Origin of the sequence: Thioclava sp. F28-4, assembly GCF_002020045.1 — a bacterium.
GTDB classification, from domain to species: Bacteria; Pseudomonadota; Alphaproteobacteria; order Rhodobacterales; family Rhodobacteraceae; genus Thioclava; species Thioclava sediminum.
Genome location: NZ_MPZQ01000001.1, coordinates 974,606 through 995,438, shown reverse-complemented (window position 1 = coordinate 995,438; position 20,833 = coordinate 974,606). Strand labels below are relative to the sequence as shown.

Annotated in this window: 19 protein-coding genes; 14 read left to right on the top strand and 5 right to left on the bottom strand. The window is 64.1% G+C overall.

Annotation, left to right across the window (positions count from 1 at the left end; genetic code table 11):
- Nucleotides 1-3: 3 nt before the first annotated feature.
- From BMI87_RS04525 to BMI87_RS04495, 7 genes are all read left to right on the top strand, one after another.
- Nucleotides 4-1,179 carry an iron-containing alcohol dehydrogenase gene (locus BMI87_RS04525; protein ID WP_078519940.1) on the top strand — a complete coding sequence of 392 codons (1,176 nt, stop codon included), beginning with the start codon at nucleotides 4-6 and terminating at the stop codon, nucleotides 1,177-1,179.
- 364 nt (nucleotides 1,180-1,543) lie between these two features.
- Entirely contained in the window at nucleotides 1,544-2,614 is a 1,071-nt protein-coding gene (locus BMI87_RS04520; protein WP_078519939.1) for a LacI family DNA-binding transcriptional regulator, read from the top strand.
- Between the two features lies 1 nt (nucleotide 2,615).
- On the top strand, nucleotides 2,616-3,878 hold the full coding sequence (locus BMI87_RS04515; protein WP_078519938.1) for an ABC transporter substrate-binding protein: 1,263 nt from the start codon (nucleotides 2,616-2,618) through the stop codon (nucleotides 3,876-3,878).
- Between the two features lie 68 nt (nucleotides 3,879-3,946).
- Nucleotides 3,947-5,014, top strand: coding sequence for a carbohydrate ABC transporter permease (locus tag BMI87_RS04510; protein ID WP_078519937.1), 1,068 nt, complete (start codon nucleotides 3,947-3,949; stop codon nucleotides 5,012-5,014).
- 1 nt (nucleotide 5,015) lies between these two features.
- Nucleotides 5,016-5,894, top strand: a complete 879-nt coding sequence (locus BMI87_RS04505; protein WP_078519936.1) for a carbohydrate ABC transporter permease — start codon at nucleotides 5,016-5,018, stop codon at nucleotides 5,892-5,894.
- Nucleotides 5,895-5,900: 6 nt separating this feature from the next.
- A complete protein-coding gene (locus tag BMI87_RS04500) occupies nucleotides 5,901-6,893 on the top strand; it encodes a levansucrase (RefSeq protein ID WP_078519935.1) in 993 nt (330 codons plus the stop codon).
- A 1-nt stretch (nucleotide 6,894) separates the two neighbouring features.
- Nucleotides 6,895-7,965 (top strand): ABC transporter ATP-binding protein, encoded by a 1,071-nt coding sequence (locus tag BMI87_RS04495; RefSeq protein WP_078519934.1) that lies wholly within the window; start codon nucleotides 6,895-6,897, stop codon nucleotides 7,963-7,965.
- 156 nt (nucleotides 7,966-8,121) lie between these two features.
- Here BMI87_RS04495 and BMI87_RS04490 read toward each other — a convergent pair whose 3' ends face one another.
- The 3 genes from BMI87_RS04490 to otnK are packed head-to-tail and all read right to left on the bottom strand — an operon-like array spanning nucleotide 8,122 to nucleotide 10,963.
- Nucleotides 8,122-9,015, bottom strand: a complete 894-nt coding sequence (locus BMI87_RS04490; protein ID WP_078519933.1) for an NAD(P)-dependent oxidoreductase — start codon at nucleotides 9,013-9,015, stop codon at nucleotides 8,122-8,124.
- 39 nt (nucleotides 9,016-9,054) lie between these two features.
- Nucleotides 9,055-9,693 carry a 3-oxo-tetronate 4-phosphate decarboxylase gene (gene otnC / locus BMI87_RS04485; protein ID WP_078519932.1) on the bottom strand — a complete coding sequence of 213 codons (639 nt, stop codon included), beginning with the start codon at nucleotides 9,691-9,693 and terminating at the stop codon, nucleotides 9,055-9,057.
- Nucleotides 9,686-10,963 (bottom strand): 3-oxo-tetronate kinase, encoded by a 1,278-nt coding sequence (gene otnK / locus BMI87_RS04480; protein WP_078519931.1) that lies wholly within the window; start codon nucleotides 10,961-10,963, stop codon nucleotides 9,686-9,688. The genes otnC and otnK overlap by 8 nt, the downstream gene beginning before the upstream one ends.
- 198 nt (nucleotides 10,964-11,161) lie before the next feature.
- Here otnK and ltnD point away from each other — a divergent pair, with 198 nt between their 5' ends.
- Together ltnD and otnI are read left to right on the top strand one after the other, a co-directional pair.
- Nucleotides 11,162-12,088, top strand: coding sequence for an L-threonate dehydrogenase (ltnD, locus tag BMI87_RS04475; protein ID WP_078519930.1), 927 nt, complete (start codon nucleotides 11,162-11,164; stop codon nucleotides 12,086-12,088).
- 3 nt (nucleotides 12,089-12,091) lie between these two features.
- On the top strand, nucleotides 12,092-12,862 hold the full coding sequence (otnI, locus tag BMI87_RS04470; RefSeq protein WP_078519929.1) for a 2-oxo-tetronate isomerase: 771 nt from the start codon (nucleotides 12,092-12,094) through the stop codon (nucleotides 12,860-12,862).
- A 19-nt stretch (nucleotides 12,863-12,881) separates the two neighbouring features.
- On the opposite strand, the gene BMI87_RS04465 is transcribed toward otnI, so the two are convergent.
- Both BMI87_RS04465 and BMI87_RS04460 read right to left on the bottom strand, forming a co-directional pair.
- The gene (locus BMI87_RS04465; RefSeq protein ID WP_078519928.1) at nucleotides 12,882-13,937 is read right to left on the bottom strand and encodes an aldo/keto reductase; all 1,056 of its coding nucleotides are present in this window, start codon (nucleotides 13,935-13,937) and stop codon (nucleotides 12,882-12,884) included.
- 40 nt (nucleotides 13,938-13,977) lie between these two features.
- A complete protein-coding gene (locus BMI87_RS04460) occupies nucleotides 13,978-14,661 on the bottom strand; it encodes an aspartate/glutamate racemase family protein (RefSeq protein WP_078519927.1) in 684 nt (227 codons plus the stop codon).
- A gap of 431 nt (nucleotides 14,662-15,092) precedes the next feature.
- Between BMI87_RS04460 and BMI87_RS04455 the strand changes: the two genes are divergently transcribed.
- The 5 genes from BMI87_RS04455 to BMI87_RS04435 all read left to right on the top strand — a co-directional run bounded on the left by BMI87_RS04455 (nucleotide 15,093) and on the right by BMI87_RS04435 (nucleotide 20,811).
- Entirely contained in the window at nucleotides 15,093-16,055 is a 963-nt protein-coding gene (locus BMI87_RS04455; protein WP_075776414.1) for an ABC transporter permease, read from the top strand.
- Between the two features lie 167 nt (nucleotides 16,056-16,222).
- Complete coding sequence (locus BMI87_RS04450; RefSeq protein ID WP_078519926.1) at nucleotides 16,223-17,155, top strand: sugar-binding protein; 933 nt, start codon at nucleotides 16,223-16,225, stop codon at nucleotides 17,153-17,155.
- Between the two features lie 65 nt (nucleotides 17,156-17,220).
- A complete protein-coding gene (locus BMI87_RS04445; RefSeq protein ID WP_078519925.1) occupies nucleotides 17,221-18,723 on the top strand; it encodes a sugar ABC transporter ATP-binding protein in 1,503 nt (500 codons plus the stop codon).
- A gap of 46 nt (nucleotides 18,724-18,769) precedes the next feature.
- Nucleotides 18,770-19,663 (top strand): NAD(P)-dependent oxidoreductase, encoded by an 894-nt coding sequence (locus tag BMI87_RS04440; protein ID WP_078519924.1) that lies wholly within the window; start codon nucleotides 18,770-18,772, stop codon nucleotides 19,661-19,663.
- A 122-nt stretch (nucleotides 19,664-19,785) separates the two neighbouring features.
- Complete coding sequence (locus BMI87_RS04435; protein ID WP_078519923.1) at nucleotides 19,786-20,811, top strand: LacI family DNA-binding transcriptional regulator; 1,026 nt, start codon at nucleotides 19,786-19,788, stop codon at nucleotides 20,809-20,811.
- Nucleotides 20,812-20,833: the final 22 nt, after the last annotated feature.

Genomic DNA, 20,833 nt, shown 5'->3' with positions numbered 1-20,833 from the left:
CCCATGAGTGAATTCGATTTTGCGAGCCTCCACGCGCGCTGGAGCTTCCCGACGCAAGTCTGGTTCGGAGCCTGGCGCCTGTCCGATCTTCCCGCAGGCTTGGCAGAGATCGGTGCGAAGGCACCGCTGCTGATCACCGACAGGGGCCTCGCCACCTCTTCGATCGCCGCGCAGGCGCTGGAGATCTTGAAAGCTACCGGCATGGAGCCCGGGTTTTTCCACGATGTGCAGCCGAACCCCACCGTGGAAAATGTCATGGCGGGACGGGAGGTCTTGCGCAAAGGCGGCCATGATTGCGTCATCGCGCTTGGTGGGGGCTCCGCAATGGATGCTGCAAAGGCGGTCGCGATGATGGCGGGGCAGTCGCGCCCCCTGATGGATTTCGAGGATGTCGGCGACAACTTCCGGCGCGTTCAGACCGAGGGAATGGTGCCGGTCATCGCGATCCCGACAACGGCAGGGACGGGCTCCGAATTCGGCAGATCGTCGGTGATCACCGATACCCAGACCCATCGCAAGGTCATCATCTTCCACCCCGAGATGCTGCCGGAGCTGGTGATCCTCGATCCTGAGCTGACCGTTGGCCTGCCGCCCACTCTGACGGCCGCAACCGGTATGGATGCGCTTTCGCATGCGCTGGAGGCACTCTGCGCGCCGGGCTGGCACCCGATGGCCGATGGCTTGGCCCTGACGGCGCTGAAGATGATCGACGGAGCCCTCGCGACGGCCTATTGGGAGCCTGAAAATCTGGAGGCGCGCTCGAACATGATCGTCGCCTCCGCGATGGCCTGCACGGCCCTGCAAAAGGGGCTCGGGGCGGTGCATGCTTTGGCGCATCCGTTGGGCGCGCGTTACGATGCGCATCACGGGATGCTCAATGCGGTGCTGATGCCCCATGTGCTCCGCTTCAACCTGCCTGCCGTGAGAGAGCAGATGGCGACCCTCGCGCATGAATTGCGCCTTGAGGGCGACGATCCCGGCGCGGCGGTTCTTGCGTGGTTGGAGGCGTTGCAGGCGCGCATCGACATGCCCTCGACGCTGAGCGAAATGGGCGTGAAGGTGAATGACAGTGATATTCCCGCTCTGGTCGCCGATGCGTTGCGTGATCCGTGCGCCGGAGGCAATCCGATCCGCTTGGACGCGGAAGGGGTCGAGCAGATCTTGCGGGCCGCCCGCTGACTGCCGGGCTGCGGCGCATGCGATCCTCAAGGCATCGGGGAGCGGCCTGTCGTCGCTCGGCGTCGGCCTTGTCGTGCTGCCCGGCTACAATCGGCCCGAGAACGATCGCGCGCGTGCGGGCCCTGCGCTTCACCTGCGCGGAATATGCATTCCGAAGATATTGAACCGCTTATCGATCACCCGGACTTCGTGGTGGTGCTGAGGGCTCTCGGAGAGCTCCAGTTCGGGAGATCGCACTTCCAAGACGCACGGGGCAGGGCCTAAGGGTCGCATCCCAACTCAATTTGACATCGATGACATTTTTAATTATGACATCGATGTCTTTTGGGAGTCGCGGAGTTTTTTCCGCGTTGGAGGGGCCGTCGTGTCGACGATTTACGATGTAGCAAAGCTGGCTGGCGTTTCGCCGAAAACGGTGTCGCGCGTCGTGAACGGGGATGCGCCGGTCGGCAAAAAGACCCGCGAGAAGGTGGAAACCGCCATTCGCGAGCTGAAATATGTCCCCTCGAGCGCGGCACGCATGATGCGCTCGAACCGGTCGGGTCTGATCGGCGTCGTGACGGGGGCGATTTCGCGCACGGCCGAGCTGTCCGACCCCAAGGGGCTGCCCGATCTGTTCATCCTTCAGGGCATTCAGCAGGTCGTCGCCGAGCGCGATCTGACCTTGATGATCGCGGATACGGCCGGACAGATCGACAAGGTTCCCGCACTCCTGCGCACGTTTCAGGAGCATCGGGTCGAGGGGCTGATCTATGTCGCCGACTATCACAAGCGGGTGGCCTTCGAGACCGCGACACCGGCTTGCCCGCTGGTGCTCGCAAACTGCTACGACGCCCATGGCACCCCGGCGATCGTGCCCGACGACAAGGCCTGTGAGAAACGGCTCGTCGAGCGTCTGACCGCGCATGGCCACAGGCGCATTGCCTATCTGACATTCGATCCCGCAATGGATGCGGTGCCGTTGCGCATCGAGGGGTATCGCGAAGCGCTTGAGGCCGCGGGGATCGCCTACGACCCCGCGCTCGTATCGCCAGGCTACCCGATCAACACCGAATTTCTGCACCAGTGGCTCGACGAGGCGCTTGATCGGATCCTCGCGCTGCTGGAGCCGCCAACCGTGATCTGCTGCGGCAATGACGAGATGGCGATGCAGCTTTACGGATTGCTGCGCACCCGCGGCATCCGTGTCCCGGAGGATATCTCCATCGCCGGTTTCGATAATTACCGCGCGATCGCAGAGACCCTCTACCCGCCGCTGAGCACGGTCGAACTGCCCTATGCCGAGATGGGCAGGCAGGCGGCCGAGCTTTTGCTTTCCATGATCTCGGAGGAGGCATCCCGTCCGCACGACCCTGTGCGGGTGGCGGGACGCGTATTCTGGCGCTCCTCCGTGACCGACCTCGAACTCGAAAGCCAGACATCCAAGGGAGGATGACATGAAACTATTGAATGTGACGGCCGGGGCGGTCATTGCCGCCACCGGGTTCTGCAGTGCTGCCTTCGCGACCACCGATCTGACGATGTGGTATCACGGCGCGGGCAACAAGGTGGAAGGCAAGATCGTCAACCAGATCATCGACGACTTCAACAAGAGCCAGTCGGACTACAAGGTCGCGCTGCAGAGCTTCCCGCAAAACAGCTACAATGACTCGGTGACGGCAGCAGCCCTCGCGGGCAACCTGCCCGACATTCTCGACATGGACGGGCCGATCATGCCGAACTGGGCCTGGTCGGGCTATCTGCAGCCGCTGCCGATCCCGGAAGATCACTTCAAGGATTTCCTGCCCGGCACCAAGGGCGTCTATGACGGCAAGCTCTACTCGATCGGGCTCTGGGACGCGGCGGTCGCGCTTTATGCGCGCAAGTCCACGATGAAAGAGCTGGGGCTGCGCACGCCCACGCTCGACAAACCCTGGACCAAAGACGAGTTCATGAGCGCGCTCGAGGCCGCGAAGAAGAGCGGCAAGTTCGACTACGCGATCGATCTGGGCATGTCGGACAAGGGCGAGTGGTATCCCTACGCCTTCCTGCCCTTCCTGCAGAGCTTCGGCGGCGGGCTGGTCAACCGCGAGACCTATGACACCGCAGAGGGCGTGCTCAACGGCGATGCCGCGATCGCATGGGGCAACTGGTGGCAGTCGCTGTTTGCCGACAAGCTGGCGCCCGGCACGAGCCAGGACCCGGCAGCCCATGAAACCGGCTTCGTCGACGGCAAATACGCGTTCTCGTGGAACGGCAACTGGAATGCGGTCAAGACGATGGACAAGGTCGACGATGTCGAGTTCCTGCCCGCGCCGGACTTCGGCAACGGCTCCAAGATCGGCGGCGCGTCCTGGCAGTTCGGCATCTCGGCCAGCTCCAAGGCTCCCGAGGGTGCGGCGGAGTTCATCAAGTTCGCGACGCAGGACAAGTATCTGGCGGAGTTCTCGGATGCGCTCGGCCTGATCCCGGCCACCAAGTCGGCTGCGCAGATGACCAAGAACTACAAGACGGGCGGTCCGCTCGCAGTGTTCTACGGCCTGTCCGAGGCGCAAGCCGAGAAACGTCCGGTGACGCCCGGCTACGTCGTCGACTCCAAGGTGTTCCAGAAGGCCGCCGCGGATATCGCAGACGGGGCTGACGTGATCGACACGCTCGATTCCGCCACCGACCAGATCAACGCCGATATCAAGCGCAACGACGGCTACAAGAAGAACTGAGTCGCTGTGCCGCGGGGGCGCGCAACTGCCGCGCCCCCACCTCCAACTTCAGACCGGGAGACCGCGCCATGCGCTCGTCACTGACTTCCGCCAATCGGGCGGGATGGGCCTTTGCCCTGCCGGGCATCGTGCTGATCCTCGCCTTCATCATCACGCCTTTCTTTCTGGGCGTCGGCTTCTCGCTGACCAACCAGCGGCTGATCTCGCCTAATGCCACGCGTTTCGTAGGCCTCGAGAACTACCGGGAAATGCTCAACATCGCGGTGGTCGACCTTCAGGCCAAGACCGATAGCGCGGGCAAGACCGTCACCGATGCCGATGGACAGGCCGAATTTCCCCGCCTGCGCTCCATCACACGCAACCCTGACACGCCGCAATATCACGGTATGCAGGAATGGTTCCGCTGGGTCTCGGGCGACACGGCGCATGTGGTGATCGCAAGCGACGTCGTCTTCTGGAAAGCGCTGCTCAACACCTGCATCTTCGTGCTGATGGTCGCACCGATCCAGGCCGCGATCGCGCTGGGTCTCGCGCTGCTGATCAATCAGAAACTGCGCGGGATCACGATCTTCCGCACCATCTATTTCATGCCCGTGGTGGTCTCGATCGTCGTCGTCTCGCTGCTCTGGCGTTTCATCTATTCGGGGCAAAACGGGCTCTTGAACAACATGCTGTCCTTCCTGAGCTTCGGGCATTTCCAGCCCGTCGACTGGCTGGGCAATCCACATACCGCGCTTGGCGCGATCATCACGATGTCGATCTGGCAGGCGGTGGGCTTCCACATGGTGATCTGGCTCTCCGGGCTGCAGACGATCCCGCCCACGCTTTACGAGGCCGCAGCGATCGAAGGCGCGTCGAAATGGCAGACCTTCCGCTATGTCACCTGGCCGGGGCTGCGACACACCGCGGTGCTCGTGCTGATCGTGATCACCATGCAGGCCTTCGCGATCTTCGCCCAGATCGACGTCATGACGAAGGGCGGGCCGCTCGACTCCACCCAGACGCTGGTCTTCCAGGCCGTGCAACGCGGCTACGGGATGCAGAACATCGCGGGTGGCTCGGCGATCTCGGTGATCCTGTTCCTGATCGTTCTGGTGATTTCGATGATCCAACGCTGGCTGACGAGGGAGCGCTGAAATGAGTGTCATTGGTTCCGATAACCGCAATCTGCGGCTGGGTGTGCGCTATCTCGTGCTGATCCTGATCGCGCTGATCTTCGTTCTGCCGCTGCTGTTCATGGTGATGTCCAGCTTCAAGCCCAGCGACGAGCTGCTGCGCGACACGTCGAGCCTGCGCGCCTTCCTGCCGGTGGGCCAGCTCAGCCTCGACAATTACACCGGCGCCTTCGAGCGCGCCCCGGTCGGGCTTTTCGTCTTCAACTCGATCTTCGTGACCGGGACGACGGTGCTGCTGTCGCTGGTGATCTGTTCGCTCGCCGGGTTCTCCTTCGTCTTCCTGCAATGGCGCGGGCGCGACGTGATGCTCTCGATCATTCTCGCGACCTTCATCGTGCCGTTCGAGACGATCGCGATCCCGCTTCTCCTGGAAGTGTCGAAACTGCCCTGGCTGGGGCTGGACGGGCTCAGTTGGGGCTGGCTCGACAGCTACCGCGTGCAGATCATCCCGTGGATCGCGGACGGGCTGACGATCTTCCTCTTCGTGCAGTATTTCAAAGGCCTGCCCGGAGAGCTGATCGAAGCGGCCCGCGTCGAGGGCGCAAGCTGGTTCCAGATCTATCGCCGCGTGGTGATCCCGCTCTCGGGGCCCGTCATCGCGACCGCCGCGATCCTGAAATTCCTGATCATGTACAACCAGTATCTCTGGCCGCTGATCGTGGTCCAGCAAGAGCAGTATCGCCCGGTGATGGTCGGCCTGCAGTATTTCTTCCAACTCAACCCCGCCTGGGGGGAGATCATGGCTTACCTGACGCTGATCACGGTGCCGGTTCTCGCCTTCTATCTCGTGCTTCAAAAGGCGTTCATCGCCTCCATCGCCTCTACCGGCGTGAAAGGATAATCCGACATGGTTCTCGCACTCGACAAGCAATGGGTCTGGGACAGCTGGTATGCCCATGACGGCGAACGCTGGCATGCCTGGTTCCTCAAGGCCGACAAGTCGCTCGGCGATCCGGACCTGCGCCACTTCAACGTCAGCCAGGGCCACGCGGTCTCGGACGACCTGATAAGCTGGCAGCATCTGGGGACGTCGCTGACGCCCGCTCCGGCCCCGGCCTGGGACGATCTGGTCACCTGGACCGGCTCGGTGCTGCGCGACGATGACGGGCTGTGGCACCTGTTCTACACGGGCGGTCGGCAGTCCGAAGACGGGCTCTATCAGCGCATCGGTCACGCGACCTCGCACGACTTGCACAACTGGGACCGCGTCGGCGACGGGCTCTGCCTCGACCTGACCGGGCCCAATGCCGCGCAGTACGAGGCCGAACACATTGTCGGTCACTGGCACGACCGGGCGATGCGCGACCCTTGGGTGATGCGCGACCCCGCAGGCGATGGCTGGCTGATGTATTTCACCGCCCGCGCCCCCGGCATCGAAGAGGCGAACGCGGCCGGGGCCATCGGCTTCGCCACCTCGCCCGACCTGATCCACTGGGACCTCCAGCCGCCGGTCTTCGTCGGCGGGTTCGGCCAACTCGAAGTGCCGCAGGTCTTCGAGGAGAACGGGCGCTGGTATTGCCTGTTCTGCACCGCCGCCGAGCACTGGAGCCGCGCGCGGATCGCGGAAACCGGTATGACCCCGGTGACCGGCAACCACTACCTGATCGCAGACGACCCGCGCGGGCCGTGGCGGATCGCCCCCGGCTTCCTCGATGGCGCGAACCCGTGCCGGCGCTATGCCGCACGCATCCTCAAGACCGCCGAGGGTCTGGTGATCATGGGGTTCGACGACAATGGCCACGACCATTTCGTCGGCCAGATCCGCGATCCGGAACCCGTTCTCGTGGACGCGGAGGGTTATCTTCACATCGATCCGGATGCCGAGCAGGGAGGGAAGTGACATGGCAGACATCAAGCTGCGCGGTCTGCGCAAGAGCTATGGTGCGCATGAGGTTATCCGCGGCGTCGATATCGACATCGCCGATGGCGAGTTCTGCGTTTTCGTCGGCCCCTCGGGTTGCGGGAAATCCACGCTGCTGCGGATGATCGCCGGGCTCGAGGACATATCGGGCGGCACGCTGGAGATCGACGGCGAGCGCGTCAATGACGTGCAGCCCCGCGAACGCGGCGTGGCGATGGTGTTCCAGAGCTACGCGATTTTTCCGCATATGAGCGTGCGCGACAACATGGCCTTCGGCCTCACCATCTCGGGCGCGTCGAAAGCCGAGAAGGCGGAGAAAGTGCAGCGCGCCGCCGAAATTCTGCAGATGGAGCATCTGCTCGACCGTCGCCCCAGCCAGCTCTCGGGCGGCCAGCGCCAGCGCGTCGCGATCGGGCGCGCGATCACCCGCAACCCTTCGGTCTTCCTCTTCGACGAGCCGCTCTCGAACCTCGACGCGGCGCTTCGGATGGACATGCGCATGGAGATCGGCAAGCTCCACAAGCAACTGGGCGCGACGATGATCTACGTCACCCACGATCAGGTCGAGGCGATGACGCTCGCCGACAAGATCGTGGTGCTGCGCGACGGGCTGGTGATGCAGTCGGGCTCGCCTATGGAGCTCTATCACAACCCGGCCAACCGCTTCGTTGCAGGCTTCCTCGGCGCGCCGTCGATGAATTTCCTAGAGGTCGAAGTCCTGGAGGCCGACAGCGAAAACGCCAAGGTCGCGCGCCACTCCATGGACCCGATCGTCGTGCCCGTGCGCGGTCGCAAATTCGCCCCCGGCGACACCGCCCTGCTGGGCCTGCGCCCGCAATACGTCACCCCCAGCACGCCCGATGAGGGCGTCCTGCACGGTCAGGTATCGCTCGTCGAACGGCTGGGCAGTGAAACGGTCGTCGATCTGGCGATGACGGACGGCACGAGCCTGATCGCCGCCTTCAGCGAGGACAAGCAATTCGAACGCGGCGAACGGATCGATCTGGCGTTCGACCCCGCACGGACGCATCTGTTCCACCCCGACGAGTGAGGAGTGCCCTCACCAGCCCCTGAGTCCATCCTCCCGGTGGGCTCGCGGCGGGCCATGCACGAACATTCAAACCGGACCGCTCGGGCGGAGCCGGTAAATGCTTAGCCCGACCATTTCTGGCCGGGCTGAAACGTCGCTTTCGGGAGGTGCGTGGGCTCAGTCGAGCCCGTTCGCGCGTGCTACGAAATCCGCGAGATGCGGCACGTAATCTTCAGAGCCGTCGCCACCGGTTGCCATCGCCATCGCGAAGGCATTCTTGGCGGTGCTGGCGAGCGGGGTCGCGACCGTGGCGGCATTGGCCATCGTCTCGACATAGCGCAGATCCTTGTAGGCATTGGCGAGGGTGAACTTGTGCGCCTCGCGGTTGCCCTCGAGCGCGTAGCCCATGAAGGTCTGGTAGAAGCCGCAATCCATCCGGCCGCCCCGGATCACCTTGTCGAACTGCTCGACCGGAATGCCGACCTTGCGCGACAGCGCGAGGGCTTCGGAATAAAGCGCGGCATAGCCGAGAGAGATGAAGTTGTTGAGCAGCTTCATTCGGTGGCCGTCGCCCAGACTGCCCACGCGCACGATCTTGCCCGCCCAGGTGTCGATGACCGGTTCGATGCGTGCGAACAGCTCTTCATCCGCGCCGACCATGCAATCGAGCGTACCTTCCCAAGCCTCTTTCGGGGTGCGGCTGAGCGGTGCATCGGCATAGGCGACGCCGATTGCCTCCATGTCCTGTGCGAGCTTCATCGTCATGGTCGGTTCGCCGGTCGAGCAATCAATGATCACGCTGCCTTCTTTCAGGCCCGGGGTCAGCTTCGCGACCGCCTCGGCGGCCTCGGGCGCGCCGGTGAGGCACAGGAAGATGATCGACGAACGGGCGGCGAGGTCTTCGTAGGACGATGCCTCGGTCGCCCCGCGCGAGACCAGGTCCTCGATCGGCTTGCGGTTGCGGTGGGCGATCACGGTCAGCGGATAGCCTTTCTCGACGATGTTCTTGGCCATGCCGTGGCCCATCAGGCCGGTGCCGATGAAGCCGATGGTTTCCTGGGTCTTAGTCATTGGGTACTCCGCTTGGGTCGGTAGGTCGTGAAATTCGGGTCAGAGATTGAAGCGCTTGCGCAGGTCCGCGACCTGCGACTGGGTGAGCGGGCGGATCGCGTGCCCTTGCAGCGCGAGGAACAGCTTGGAGGTCTCCTCCAGCTCTTCGGCGGCGTATTGCGCGTTCGAGAGGCTGGTGCCTGCGACGACGGGGCCGTGATTGGCCAGCAGCACCGAATGATGCGCGCTGGCGAGCGAGCGCACGGCCTCGGCCAGTTCGGGATCGCCCGGCGCGTAGTAGGGGACAAGCGGCAGCTTGCCCACGCGCATCACGTGATAGGCGGTCAGCGGCGGCAGCACGTCTTCGGGGTCGATGTCGCGCAGGATCGAGACGGCCGTCGAATGGGTCGAGTGCAGGTGGATCACCGCGCCCGCCTCCTGACGCTCGTCATACATCGCGAAATGCAGGAAGGATTCCTTGGTCGGCTTGTCTCCCGAGACGAAATTTCCGTCCCGGTCGAAGAGCGAGATCCGGGCCGGATCGAGCGTGCCGAGCGAGGCGTTGGTCGGCGTCATCAACCAGCCGCCATCGGGCAGCCGCGCCGAGATATTGCCCGAAGACCCGGCGGTCAGGCCGCGGTCGAAGAGCGAGCGCCCGATGGTGCAGATCTGGTCGCGCAGACGCGTTTCGTCAGACATGTTCGACCTCCGGCTCCAGCAGGTCCCACGCCTTGAGGAAAAAATCCTCGGCGCCGAAATTGCCCGATTTGAGCGCGAGCGCGAGGCGAGGGCCGGACAGGCTCATCGTCCACGGCACGCCGGGGTCGATCTCGGGACCGATGTCGAGCAAGCGCACCCCAAGCGCTGTCGTCACCGCGCCCGACGTCTCGCCGCCTGCGATCAACATCCGGGTGAACCCGGCGTCGCGCAGGCGTTCGGCGACCGCAGCCAGCGTGTCTTCGACCAGCGCGCCGGAGGCGTCACGGCCCAGACGGGACTGGATCTTGCTGAGTTGCGCAGGATCGGCGCTGGAATAGATCAGGGGCGTGCTGTCGGCGGGCTGCGCGATGGCCCAGTCGGCGATCTCGTCCGCGCTCTGTCTGCCTTCGGTCAGCGCCTCCACGTCGAGTGCGAGACTCGGCAGGCCCGCCGCTTGCGCCGCCGCGATCTGGCCACGGGTCGCGACCGAGCAGGAGCCCGCGAGGATCGCGCAGCGGCCCTCCGGGGCTGGCATCCGATCCGGTGCGCTATGCGCGTCGCTCTGGTCGCGAAGCGCTGCGGCCAGACCAAGACCGATGCCCGAGCCGCCGGTGATCAGTGGCATCTCCGCGCAGGCCGCGCCGAGCGTCATCAGATCCGATTCGTCGATCGTGTCGGTGACGACGATGCGGGTGCCAGCGGTGCGCGCCGCGTCGAGCGCTTTGCGCAGCGCGGCCTCTCCCTGCCGGATCGTGGTGATGTCGATGGAGCCCACTTTCAGCGCCGTCTGCCGCCCCAGAACCCGCACCAGATCGGGGTCGCGCATCGGGGTGAGCGGGTGGTCTTTCAGCGGGCTTTCCGACAGCAGGCGGTCGCCCACGAAGAGGTGGCCCTTGTAGACCGTGCGCCCGGTCGCCGGGAAGGCGGGGCAGGCGATGGTCAGGGTCGCGACGGTGAACTCCATCAGGGCCTCGGTGACGGGCCCGATATTGCCTTCGTCGGTGGAGTCGAAGGTCGAGCAATACTTGAACATCAGGCGCTGCGCCCCGGCTGCGCGCAGGGCTTTCGCGGCCTGCAGCGACACCTCGACCGCGTCGGCTGCCGGAATGGTGCGCGACTTCAGCGCGACCACCACCGCATCGGCCCCCGACAGGTCCATTTGCGGCCCCGGCAGGCCGATGACCTGCCGCGTCTTCAACCCGCTGCGTGACAGCATCAGGCACAGGTCAGTGGCGCCGGTAATATCGTCGGCGACCGCTCCGATCAGCATGGAAATTCCTCCCTCGGTCCACAGATCGCCGATCGCCCCGACGGCTCGGGACGGCGATTTCACATAGCCCTTGCCAAGCCGTTGCGGCTCGGGCTAACGATGTAATGACAACGCTATCATTCCAGCAATGCAAGCGCAAGATGGACGCTGGGAGGGGGCGGAGTGAGACTAGAAATCGGCGATTGAGAGGTATTCCGCATGAAGTCACCCCAAGAGACGAAGGTCTGTGTCATCGGTCTGGGATCGATGGGCTTCGGCATGGCCGAGAGCTTGCTGCGAGACGGGTTCGCGGTGACGGGCGTCGATGTGAATGCCGATGCGATGGAGCGCTTCTCCGCCCTTGGCGGCGCGGTTGCGGCTGACCCTGCGACGGGTGCGCAAGATGCGGATCTGGTGATCGCCGTGGTCGTCAATGCCGACCAGACAGAGCAGGTGCTTTTCGGACCGGGCGGCGCCGTTGCGACCATGTCCAAAGGCGGCGTCGTGATGTCCTGCGCCACGATGGCGCCCAATCTGGCGCGCGTCTTCGCCAAGCGCTGCGCCGAGGTGGGCGTGGAGTATCTCGACACGCCGATCAGCGGCGGCGCCGTGCGTGCGGCCAGCGGTGAATTGACGATCATGGGCTCGGGGCCGTCTGCGACCTTTGCGCGCATCCGCCCGGCGCTCGATAGCGTCGCGGCCAAGGTCTACGAGCTGGGCGAGGAGGCGGGCACGGGCGCGGCTTTCAAGGTGGTCAATCAGCTTCTGGCCGGGGTGCATATCGCGGCGGCCTGCGAGGCGATCACCTTCGCCAAGGCGATGGATCTGGATCTGGAGAAGGTCTACGAGGTGATCACCGCCTCGGCAGGCAATTCCTGGATGTTCGAGAACCGGGTGCCGCATGTGCTCGAGGGCGATTACAGCCCGCGCAGTGCGGTGGATATCTTCACCAAGGACCTCGGGATCGTGGCGGATATCGGGCGGGACATGAAATTCCCGACGCCGATTGCAAGCACAGCCATGCAGATGTTCGTCATGACGGCGGCGGCAGGCATGGGGCGCGATGACGATGCCTCGGTGGCGCGGATGCTGGCAGATATCGCAGGTCTCGAACTGCCCACCGCCACCCCCGCGAGTGAGGGCTGAGCGATGCCGAAATTTGCCGCCAACCTGACGATGATGTTCACCGAGCACGATTTTCTCTACCGCTTCGCCGCGGCGAAAAAGGCAGGCTTCGATGCGGTCGAATATCTCTTTCCCTATGACCACCCGCCCGAGGCGATCGCGGAGCGGCTGCATGAGCACGGGCTGACGCAGGCGCTCTTCAATCTGCCGCCCGGCAATTGGGCGGCGGGTGATCGCGGGCTGGCGGCTCTGCCGGAACGCGGAGAGGAATTTCGGGCCTCGATCGACACCGCTTTGCGTTATGCAGAGGCGACCGGGGTCGGGCGGGTCCATGTGATGAGCGGGCTGGCCTCACGCCAAGATACGGCAGCGCGGCAAGCCTATCGCGACTCGCTGCGGCGAGTCTGCGAGGCGGCCGGGGCGCAGGGGCGCGACGTGGTGATCGAGCCGATCAACACGCGCGACATGCCGGGCTATTTTCTGGATGATTTCAGCTTCGCCGCCGATCTGATCGCGGCTTTGGGGCTGCCTAATCTCAAGCTGCAATTCGACATCTATCACCGCCAGATCCTGCACGGAGACGTGCTGATGGGGCTACGAGAGATGGCGCCGATCATCGGGCATGTGCAGATTGCTGCCGTCCCGGAACGGCATGAGCCCGGCACCGGTGAGCTCGACGATACGCGCATCCTTCGTGAGCTGGACGCGCTGGGCTATGACGGGTTCGTGGGGTGCGAATATCGCCCGGCGGGCCGGACCGAGGACGGCCTCGGGTGGATGCGCGCCTTCGCCTGAGACGAAGGCGCGCCGCTGATCAGCTTTCGATGTAATCGCGATGCAGCGCCCAGTCGCCCGGGCTGAACCGGTCCGAGGCGAATTGCTGCTGGTGCCAGTAGGGGTAGATCACGGGCAGCTTGCTGACCTCGTGCAGGCGCTTCAGCTCGTCCTCGCTCAGCTCCAGATCCACGGCGCGGAAATTGTCGCGGAACTGCTGTTCGTTGCGTCCGCCGATGACGAGCGAGCTGACCGCAGGACGCGTCAGCAGCCATGCCAGCGCGACCTGCGCGGCAGAGACCCCATGCGCGTCGCCGATCTCGACCAGCGTGTCGACGATGTTCCACAGCTTCTCTTCGTCGCGGATCGGCGGCTCGGTCCAGCCTGCGAACTGACGCGAGCCTTCCGGAGTGTCCTTGCCGCGGCGATGCTTGCCCGACAGGAGGCCGGCGGCGAGCGGGCTCCAGACCAGCACACCCAGCCCCTGATCGACCGAGATCGGGAGCAGTTCGTATTCCGCCTCGCGGGCCTCGAGCGTGTAGTGAATCTGCTGTGCCACGAAGCGCTCGCGCAGGCTCCGGTCGCTGACGCCGAGCGCCTTCATGATGTGCCAGCCCGAGAAGTTCGAGCAGGCGATGTAGCGGACCTTGCCCTGTTGCACGAGCGTGTCGAGCGCCGAGACCATCTCCTCCATCGGGGTCACGCCGTCCCATTCATGCATGTGGTAGATGTCGATGTGATCGGTGCGCAGACGCTTGAGCGAGCGTTCGCATTCGCGGATCAGGTGATAGCGCGAGAAGCCCTCGTCGTTGGGGCCGTCGGCGATCCGCATCCGCGCCTTGGAGGAGATCAGCACGTCGTCGCGCCGACCGTCGAGCACTTCGCCAAGGATCTCTTCCGAGAGGCCGGTCGAGTACATGTTCGCGGTGTCGTAGAGGTTGATACCGGCGTCGATGCAGGTATCGACCAGCTTGCGCGCTTCGCTGACGCCTTGGGCGCCGACGGCCTTGAAGGCGCCCGCGCCGCCGAAGGTGAACGTGCCCATCGTGAGCACCGAGACCTTGAGCCCCGATCGTCCTAGGGTTCTGTATTTCATGGATATCTCCTCCTCTTGAGTGTCGTTTCCTTAGGCGCGATCAGCGCGCCAGACGTCTTGCTGCATGGGCGATGCCCAGCGTCGGGCTGGTCAGGACCGGCGGGTCATCCGCGCTCGGCTCGAGCCGTTCGAGCGCGCGCGCCATCGAGGCCTGTGCCAGAACGACCACGTCGTTTTCGCGGGCGAGCCGGGCGATGCCTTCAGCCACCCGCGCGTCATGTCCTTCCCGGTCGCCCGATTGCAGCGTCTCGAAGGCGCCTTCGACGACCTCGCTCGTGATGGTGCTGTCCGCCCCGGCCTCGCGGCTGACGCGTTCGACCAGTTCGACGGTGGGTGTCAGGGTCGATTGCAGGGTCGCGAGCACGCCGATGCGGCGGCCTTTTGCGACGGCCTCCTGTGCCATCCCCTCGTCGATACGGATCAGCGGGACCGGGCAGAGCGGTGCGATACGTTCGACCGCGCCGCCGAGGCTGGAGCAGGTCACGAGCACGGCTTCGGCCCCCGCATCGACCGCCGACCAGATCACGCCCGTCAGGCGTCGCGCCGTCATCGGGCTGACCGACCCCTCGCGGATCGTCAGGCGCAGAAGGCTCTCGTCGAGCATGTTGAACACTTTCCAGTCGGGCAGGTGCTCCTGCGCCAGACCTTCGAGTTCCGGGATCAGCCCGGCGACGGTGTGGATCATCGCCAAAGGGCGGGGTGATTCGTGTCTTCCGTCGGTCATCGGCGGGCTCCTTTGTTGCGGTCTGGGTGCTTTCGCCCCGTTGGCTATGACAGCGCTGTCATGTTTTGCGAGTATCACCACGGACCCGGCGCGATGACAAGCCGGAATGTCTCAAGGCCCTTGTTTGAAACGCTTCGGCGGGGGTCGGAACTATGTTCCGCCGGGGAGGGCGCGTCGTTCCGACACCTGTCCTGAGACAAGTTTTTGTTATTTGCTGATTGACAAGTCGTCTTTGCAGTTCGCAATATGACAGCGCTGTCACAGGAGGAATGGCAGCGCTAGCATTTTCGGGCGTATCCCCGTCCGACCCGCCAGCCCCTCACCGACGAGATCGGTTCCGGGATGAGCGAGTGGAACGTCGGGGATGCGGAGAAGGGAGGGGCGTTTTGGCACTGTCGGAAAATTCGGTCACGCCATCGGAAAGGAAATCCATGCGAGTCCTGCATCAATTGCTTCAACTGCGTCACATGCGTGAATTCAACGTTCTGATCGCGTTGATCCTGATGGGGCTGCTGATCAGCCTGTTCACACCGTATTTCCTGACCGTGTCGAACCTGATGGGCGTGTCGCGGGCATTCTCGCTGACGGCGATCATGAGCATCGGCATGGTGATGGTCATCATCACGGGCGGGATCGACCTGTCGGTTGGCTCCGCGATGGGGCTTGCCGGTCTGATCACGGCGCTCTGTTTCGACGCGGGCTATTCGCAATATGCGGCGGTGGCTGCGGGGCTCGGTGTGGGGCTTGCCTTCGGGCTGACCAACGGGCTGCTGATCACTGCGATCGGCCTGCCGCCCTTCATCGCGACGCTCGGCACGCTGAGCATCGGGCGCGGCCTTATGTACATGATCACCCACGGCGTGCCGCTGACCCCGGAGACGCCCGAGAGCTTCAGCTTTCTGGGGCAGGGCTATGTCGGCCCGGTGCCGGTGCCGGTGGTGATCCTGCTCGTGCTGACGCTCATCTTCACGGTCATCATGACCCGGACCCGCTTCGGTCGGCACGTCTATGCAACGGGCGGCAACGAGAACGCGGCGCGTCTGAGCGGGGTGAAGGTCCAGCGCGTCAAGCTCGCGGTCTATGTTCTGTCCTCGACGATTTCCGCGCTGGCCGGCGTCATCGCCTTCTCGCGTTATCTTTCGGCGGAACCGGCGTCCGGCTTTGGCTCGGAACTTGAAGTGATCGCCGCGGCCGCAATCGGCGGGGCGAGCCTCGCGGGCGGTATCGGCTCGGTGCTCGGTGCGGTCATCGGGGCAGCCTTGATCGGTGAGATCGCCAACGGCGTCGTGCTGCTCAACATCAACACCTATGCCCAGCAGGCCATTACCGGCGGCGTGATCCTGATCGCGGTCAGCCTGGACGTGCTGCGCAATCGGATGGGCGGGCGCGGCTGAGCCGCGCCGTCCGGGAAGGAACAAGATCAAGAAGCCGGACCGCGTCTCGAAGAGGAGAGAGCGGCGCGAGATCCGGACGAAGAATGCCCCGGTGCGGGGCGTGAAACCGAAACTGCATCAACAACAGGGGCCCGCCGCGGTTGGTTGGGTCCGGAGGAGGAGACAAGATGCGTATTGCAATGAAAGCCGCCGCTGCGGTTCTGGCCCTGGCAACCGGTATGGGGACCGCAGCGTCCTATGCTCAGGACATCACCGTGGCGCTCGTGCCGAAAGTGGCCGTTCCGTTCTTCGACGACTGCAACACCGGTGGCGCGGAAGCGGCCAATGAACTGGGCGTGAAGTATCAGTGGGTTGTGCCCGCGAACACGCAGGGTTCGACGCAGGTCAAGATCATCGAGGACCTGATGGCACGCCATGTCGACGGGATCGGGATCTCGGTCAACGAGCCGAAATCGGTCGAAGGCATCATCAAGCAGGCCACCGATGCGGGCATCAAGGTCGTCACCTTCGACAGTGACAGCGCCAACAGCTCGCGCAGCATGTATATCGGCACGATCAACAAGCAGGCTGGCGTGACCATGGGCAAATCCATGGCGGAAGCGCTCGGCGGCAAGGGTGAAGTGGCGATCGTCACCGGTCAGCTCGGCGCCTCGAACCTGAACGAGCGGATCGACGGCGTGAAGGAGGCGCTGGCGGACTATCCCGACATCAAGCTGGTCGCGACCGAAGGCACCGAGGATGACCTCGCGCGCGCCGTGTCGGTGACCGAGGCGCTCCTGCGCGCCAACCCGAACCTCTCGGGCATCTTCGGCATCAGCCAGGTCGGTGGCCCGGCCGTGGCGAAGGTTCTCGCGCAGCAGGAATTCGCGGATAAGAAAGGCCAGCTGAAGGTCTTTGCCTTCGACGATCTGCCCGACACGATCAAAGGCGTGAAGGAAGGCTTCATCGACGGCATCATGGTGCAGCGCCCGATCACGATGGGCAAGCTGGCGGTCGAGCATCTCGTGGCCCAGATCAAGGGTGAAGAGACCGACCCGCAGAACATCGACACCGGTGTGACCGTTGTGACTGCCGACAACCTCGACAGCTACACCAAGTAATCTCCGACAAGACCTGGGCGGGGCCAAACGCGGCCCCGCCCGACATTCTTCAGCCAGAGGCCGCGATGAAACCGTTTCTCGAAATGATCGGCATTTCCAAGACCTTTCCCGGGGTGAAGGCGCTGGACCACGTCGACCTGCATCTCAATTCGGGAGAGGTGCATGTGCTGGCGGGTGAGAACGGCGCCGGCAAGAGCACCCTGATGAAGATCATGACCGGCGTGCTGCGCGCCGATCCGGGCGGCGAGATCCGGGTCGAGGGCGAGCCCGTCGTCATTAAGAACCCGGTCCATGCCCGGTCGCTCGGCATCTCGATCATCTACCAGGAACTCGCGGTGGTGAATAACCTCACCGTTGCCGAGAACGTCTTTCTCGCGCGCGAGCCGCTGTTGCCCACCGGCCTGATCGACCGCACCAAGATGAATGCGGACACCCGCGCAGTGCTGCACGAACTTGGCGTGGAAATCGACCCCGAAGCGATGGTCGGCACGCTTTCGATCGGCCAGAGACAGCTGATCGAGATCGCCCGCGCCATCTCCTACAATTCCAAACTCATCATCATGGACGAGCCGACCGCGTCGCTCAGCCACCACGAGGCATCGACGCTGCTGCGCATGTCGCGCAAGCTGGCCGCGCAGGGTGTCGGCATCGTCTTCATCTCGCACAAGCTCGAGGAAATCTTCGAGATTGCCGACCGCGTCACCGTGCTGCGCGACGGGCGCACCGTGGACACCCGGCCCGTTTCCGAGATGACGAGCGACCTGCTGGTGCGCCTGATGGTGGATCGCGAGCTCGATCAGCTCTTCGGCCATCACATCTCCCACGCGACCGACGAGGTTCTGATGTCGGTCCGAAATCTCACCGAGAAACGCGTGAAGGACGAAGGCGTCTTCGTGCGCGACGTCGATTTCGACCTGCGTCGCGGCGAGGTGCTGGGCTTCTTCGGTCTGGTCGGCGCCGGGCGGACCGAAGTGATGGAGATGATCTTCGGCAGCCGCCCCCATAGCGGGGAGATTTCGATCAACGGCAAACCGACGCGGATTTCCTCGCCCTCGGACGCGATCGAGCATGGGCTCGGATTTGTGACCGAGGATCGGCAGTCGCGCGGGCTTGTCCTCGGCATGTCGGTGCGCGAGAATTTCTCGCTAACGCATCTGAGTGACTATTGCAGCCTCGACTTCGTGAACCGTCGCAAGGAAACCGCGGCCTGTGCGGATTACATCCGCGCGCTGGGCATCAAGACGCCGTCGCCCGAGCAGAAAGTGCTCAACCTGTCGGGCGGCAACCAGCAGAAGGTCGTCTTGGCGAAATGGGCCGCGCGGCGCCCGCAGATCCTGATCGTCGACGAGCCGACGCGCGGGATCGACATCGGCGCGAAGGCCGAGGTCCACACGTTGCTGGGCAAGATGGCCGAGGAGGGCATGTCGATCATCGTCGTCTCTTCGGATCTGCCGGAGATTCTCGCGATCAGCGACCGTGTGATCGTGCTGAAGGAGGGGAAGATCAGCGGCGAACTGACCCGAGAGAACGCCACGCAGGAAAGCGTGATGCTGGCGGCGACCGGCTGAGGCCGTCCCGTCGAACCAAATGTGAATGAACGAAACGGAGACTGAAATGACCAAGCGCGTAGTATTTACAGGCGGAACCGGCAAGGCTGGGCGTCATGCGGTGCCGCATCTGCTGAGCAAGGGCTACGATGTGCTCAACGTCGACCTCAAGCCGCTCGACCTACCCGGCGTCAACACGCTGATCACCGATGTGACCGACAGCGGCGCCGTGTTCAACGCGCTGACCACCCACCACGACTTCGGCGGGTTCGAGAAGGGCGCGCCGCCGTCGCCGCCCGATGCGATCGTGCATTTCGCCGCGATCCCGCGCGTGCTGATCGAGCCCGACAACGTGACCTATCAGGCCAATGTCATGAGCACTTACAACGTGCTCGAGGCGGCGATGAAGCTCGGCGTGCGCAAGGTGATCATCGCCTCGTCCGAGACGACCTATGGCGTGTGCTTCGCCGAGGGCGACAAGGATTTCCACTCCTTCCCGCTCGAGGAAGATTACGACAGCGATCCGATGGACAGCTACGGCCTCTCCAAGGTCTGCAACGAAAAGACCGCCCGCGCTTTCGCCGCCCGCTACGGCGCGGATATCTATGCGCTGCGCATCGGTAACGTGATCGAGCCGGATGAATACGGCATGTTCAAGGGCTTCCTTAAGGACCCGATGAGCCGCAAGCGCAACGCGTGGAGCTATATCGACGCCCGCGATCTGGGTGAGATCGTGCATCTGTGCATCGAGAAGGACGGGCTGGGCTATCAGGTGTTCAACGCGGTCAACGACACGATCACCGCCGATATGCCGACCACCGAGTTCTTGAAGAAATACTGCCCGAACACGCCGATCACTCGCGAGATGGGCCCAGACGAGGCGCCGATTTCGAACCGCAAGGCGCGTGAGGTTCTGGGCTTCAAGGAAGCGCATCCGTGGCGCAAATACGTGGAGGTATGATCGCCACGGTCCCCGCGATGTTTTTAGCGCCCATGCACGTATGGCCTATGAAAACGCTGCCGCTAGGTGCATTTCTGGGTCATTAACTCGGGCTTGCCCGAAAGGAATTGGAGGAAAGCGTCATGGGGACCAAGCAGCGATTGCCCGACCGCAAGAGCAAGATCACGGTGCGCGAGGTCGCGCGCCGTGCCAATGTCAGCGAGTCGACGGTATCGCGGATCATGCGCAACAAGGGGCTCGTCGCCGAGTCCACCCGCGAGAAGGTCATGGAGACGGTCCGCGCCATGGGTTACGTCCCCAACCGCATCGCGGGCTCGCTGGCCTCGCTCGACTCCTTCCTCGTGGGCGTTGTCATCCCGTCGCTCTCCAACATCGTGTTTCCGGAGGTTCTGCAGGGCGTCCATGCCGGGCTCGACGGAAGCGACCTGCAGCCGGTGATCTCTACGACGGATTACAATGTCGAGCGCGAAGAGGCCGTCGTGCGCGGCATTCTCAGCTGGAAACCCGCCGCGATCCTGCTCGCCGGGTTCGACCACACCGACGCCACCCGCAAGATGCTCGAGCAGAGCGATATCCGCGTCGTCGAGATGATGGATATCGACAGCACGCCGATCGACATCGCGGTGGGTACCTCGCATCGCCGCGCAGGCCACGCGATCGGTCGCCACCTGATCTCGCGCGGTTACCGCCATTTCGGCTATGTCGGCCATGACTGGAACGCCGACCGCCGGGCGCGGCTGCGCTATGATGGGCTGTGCGAGGCGCTCGCGGAGTCCGGCCTGTCGATCGAAGCGCATGCGATCGACGACGGACCCAGCTCGGTCGGGACGGGTCGGGAGCAGACGGCGCGCCTGCGTGCGTCGGCCCCGCAGATCGACGTCGCCGTCTATTCCAACGACGACATGGCCGTGGGCGGCGTCTTCCACTGCCTTGCCGAAGGCATCAGCCTGCCCGACCAGTTCGCCATATTCGGCTTCAACGGTCTCGATATCGGCAAGGAGCTGCCCCAGCCGCTCTCGACTGTCCGCTCGAACCGTTATCTCATCGGCAAGAAGGCGATCGAGGAGGTTCTGGCCTCGCCCGAACGCCCGTCGACACCCACCATCATCGATACCGATTTCGAGGTCTTCGCCGGCGCAACCGCCTGAGGCGCGTCGATCTCGGACACCG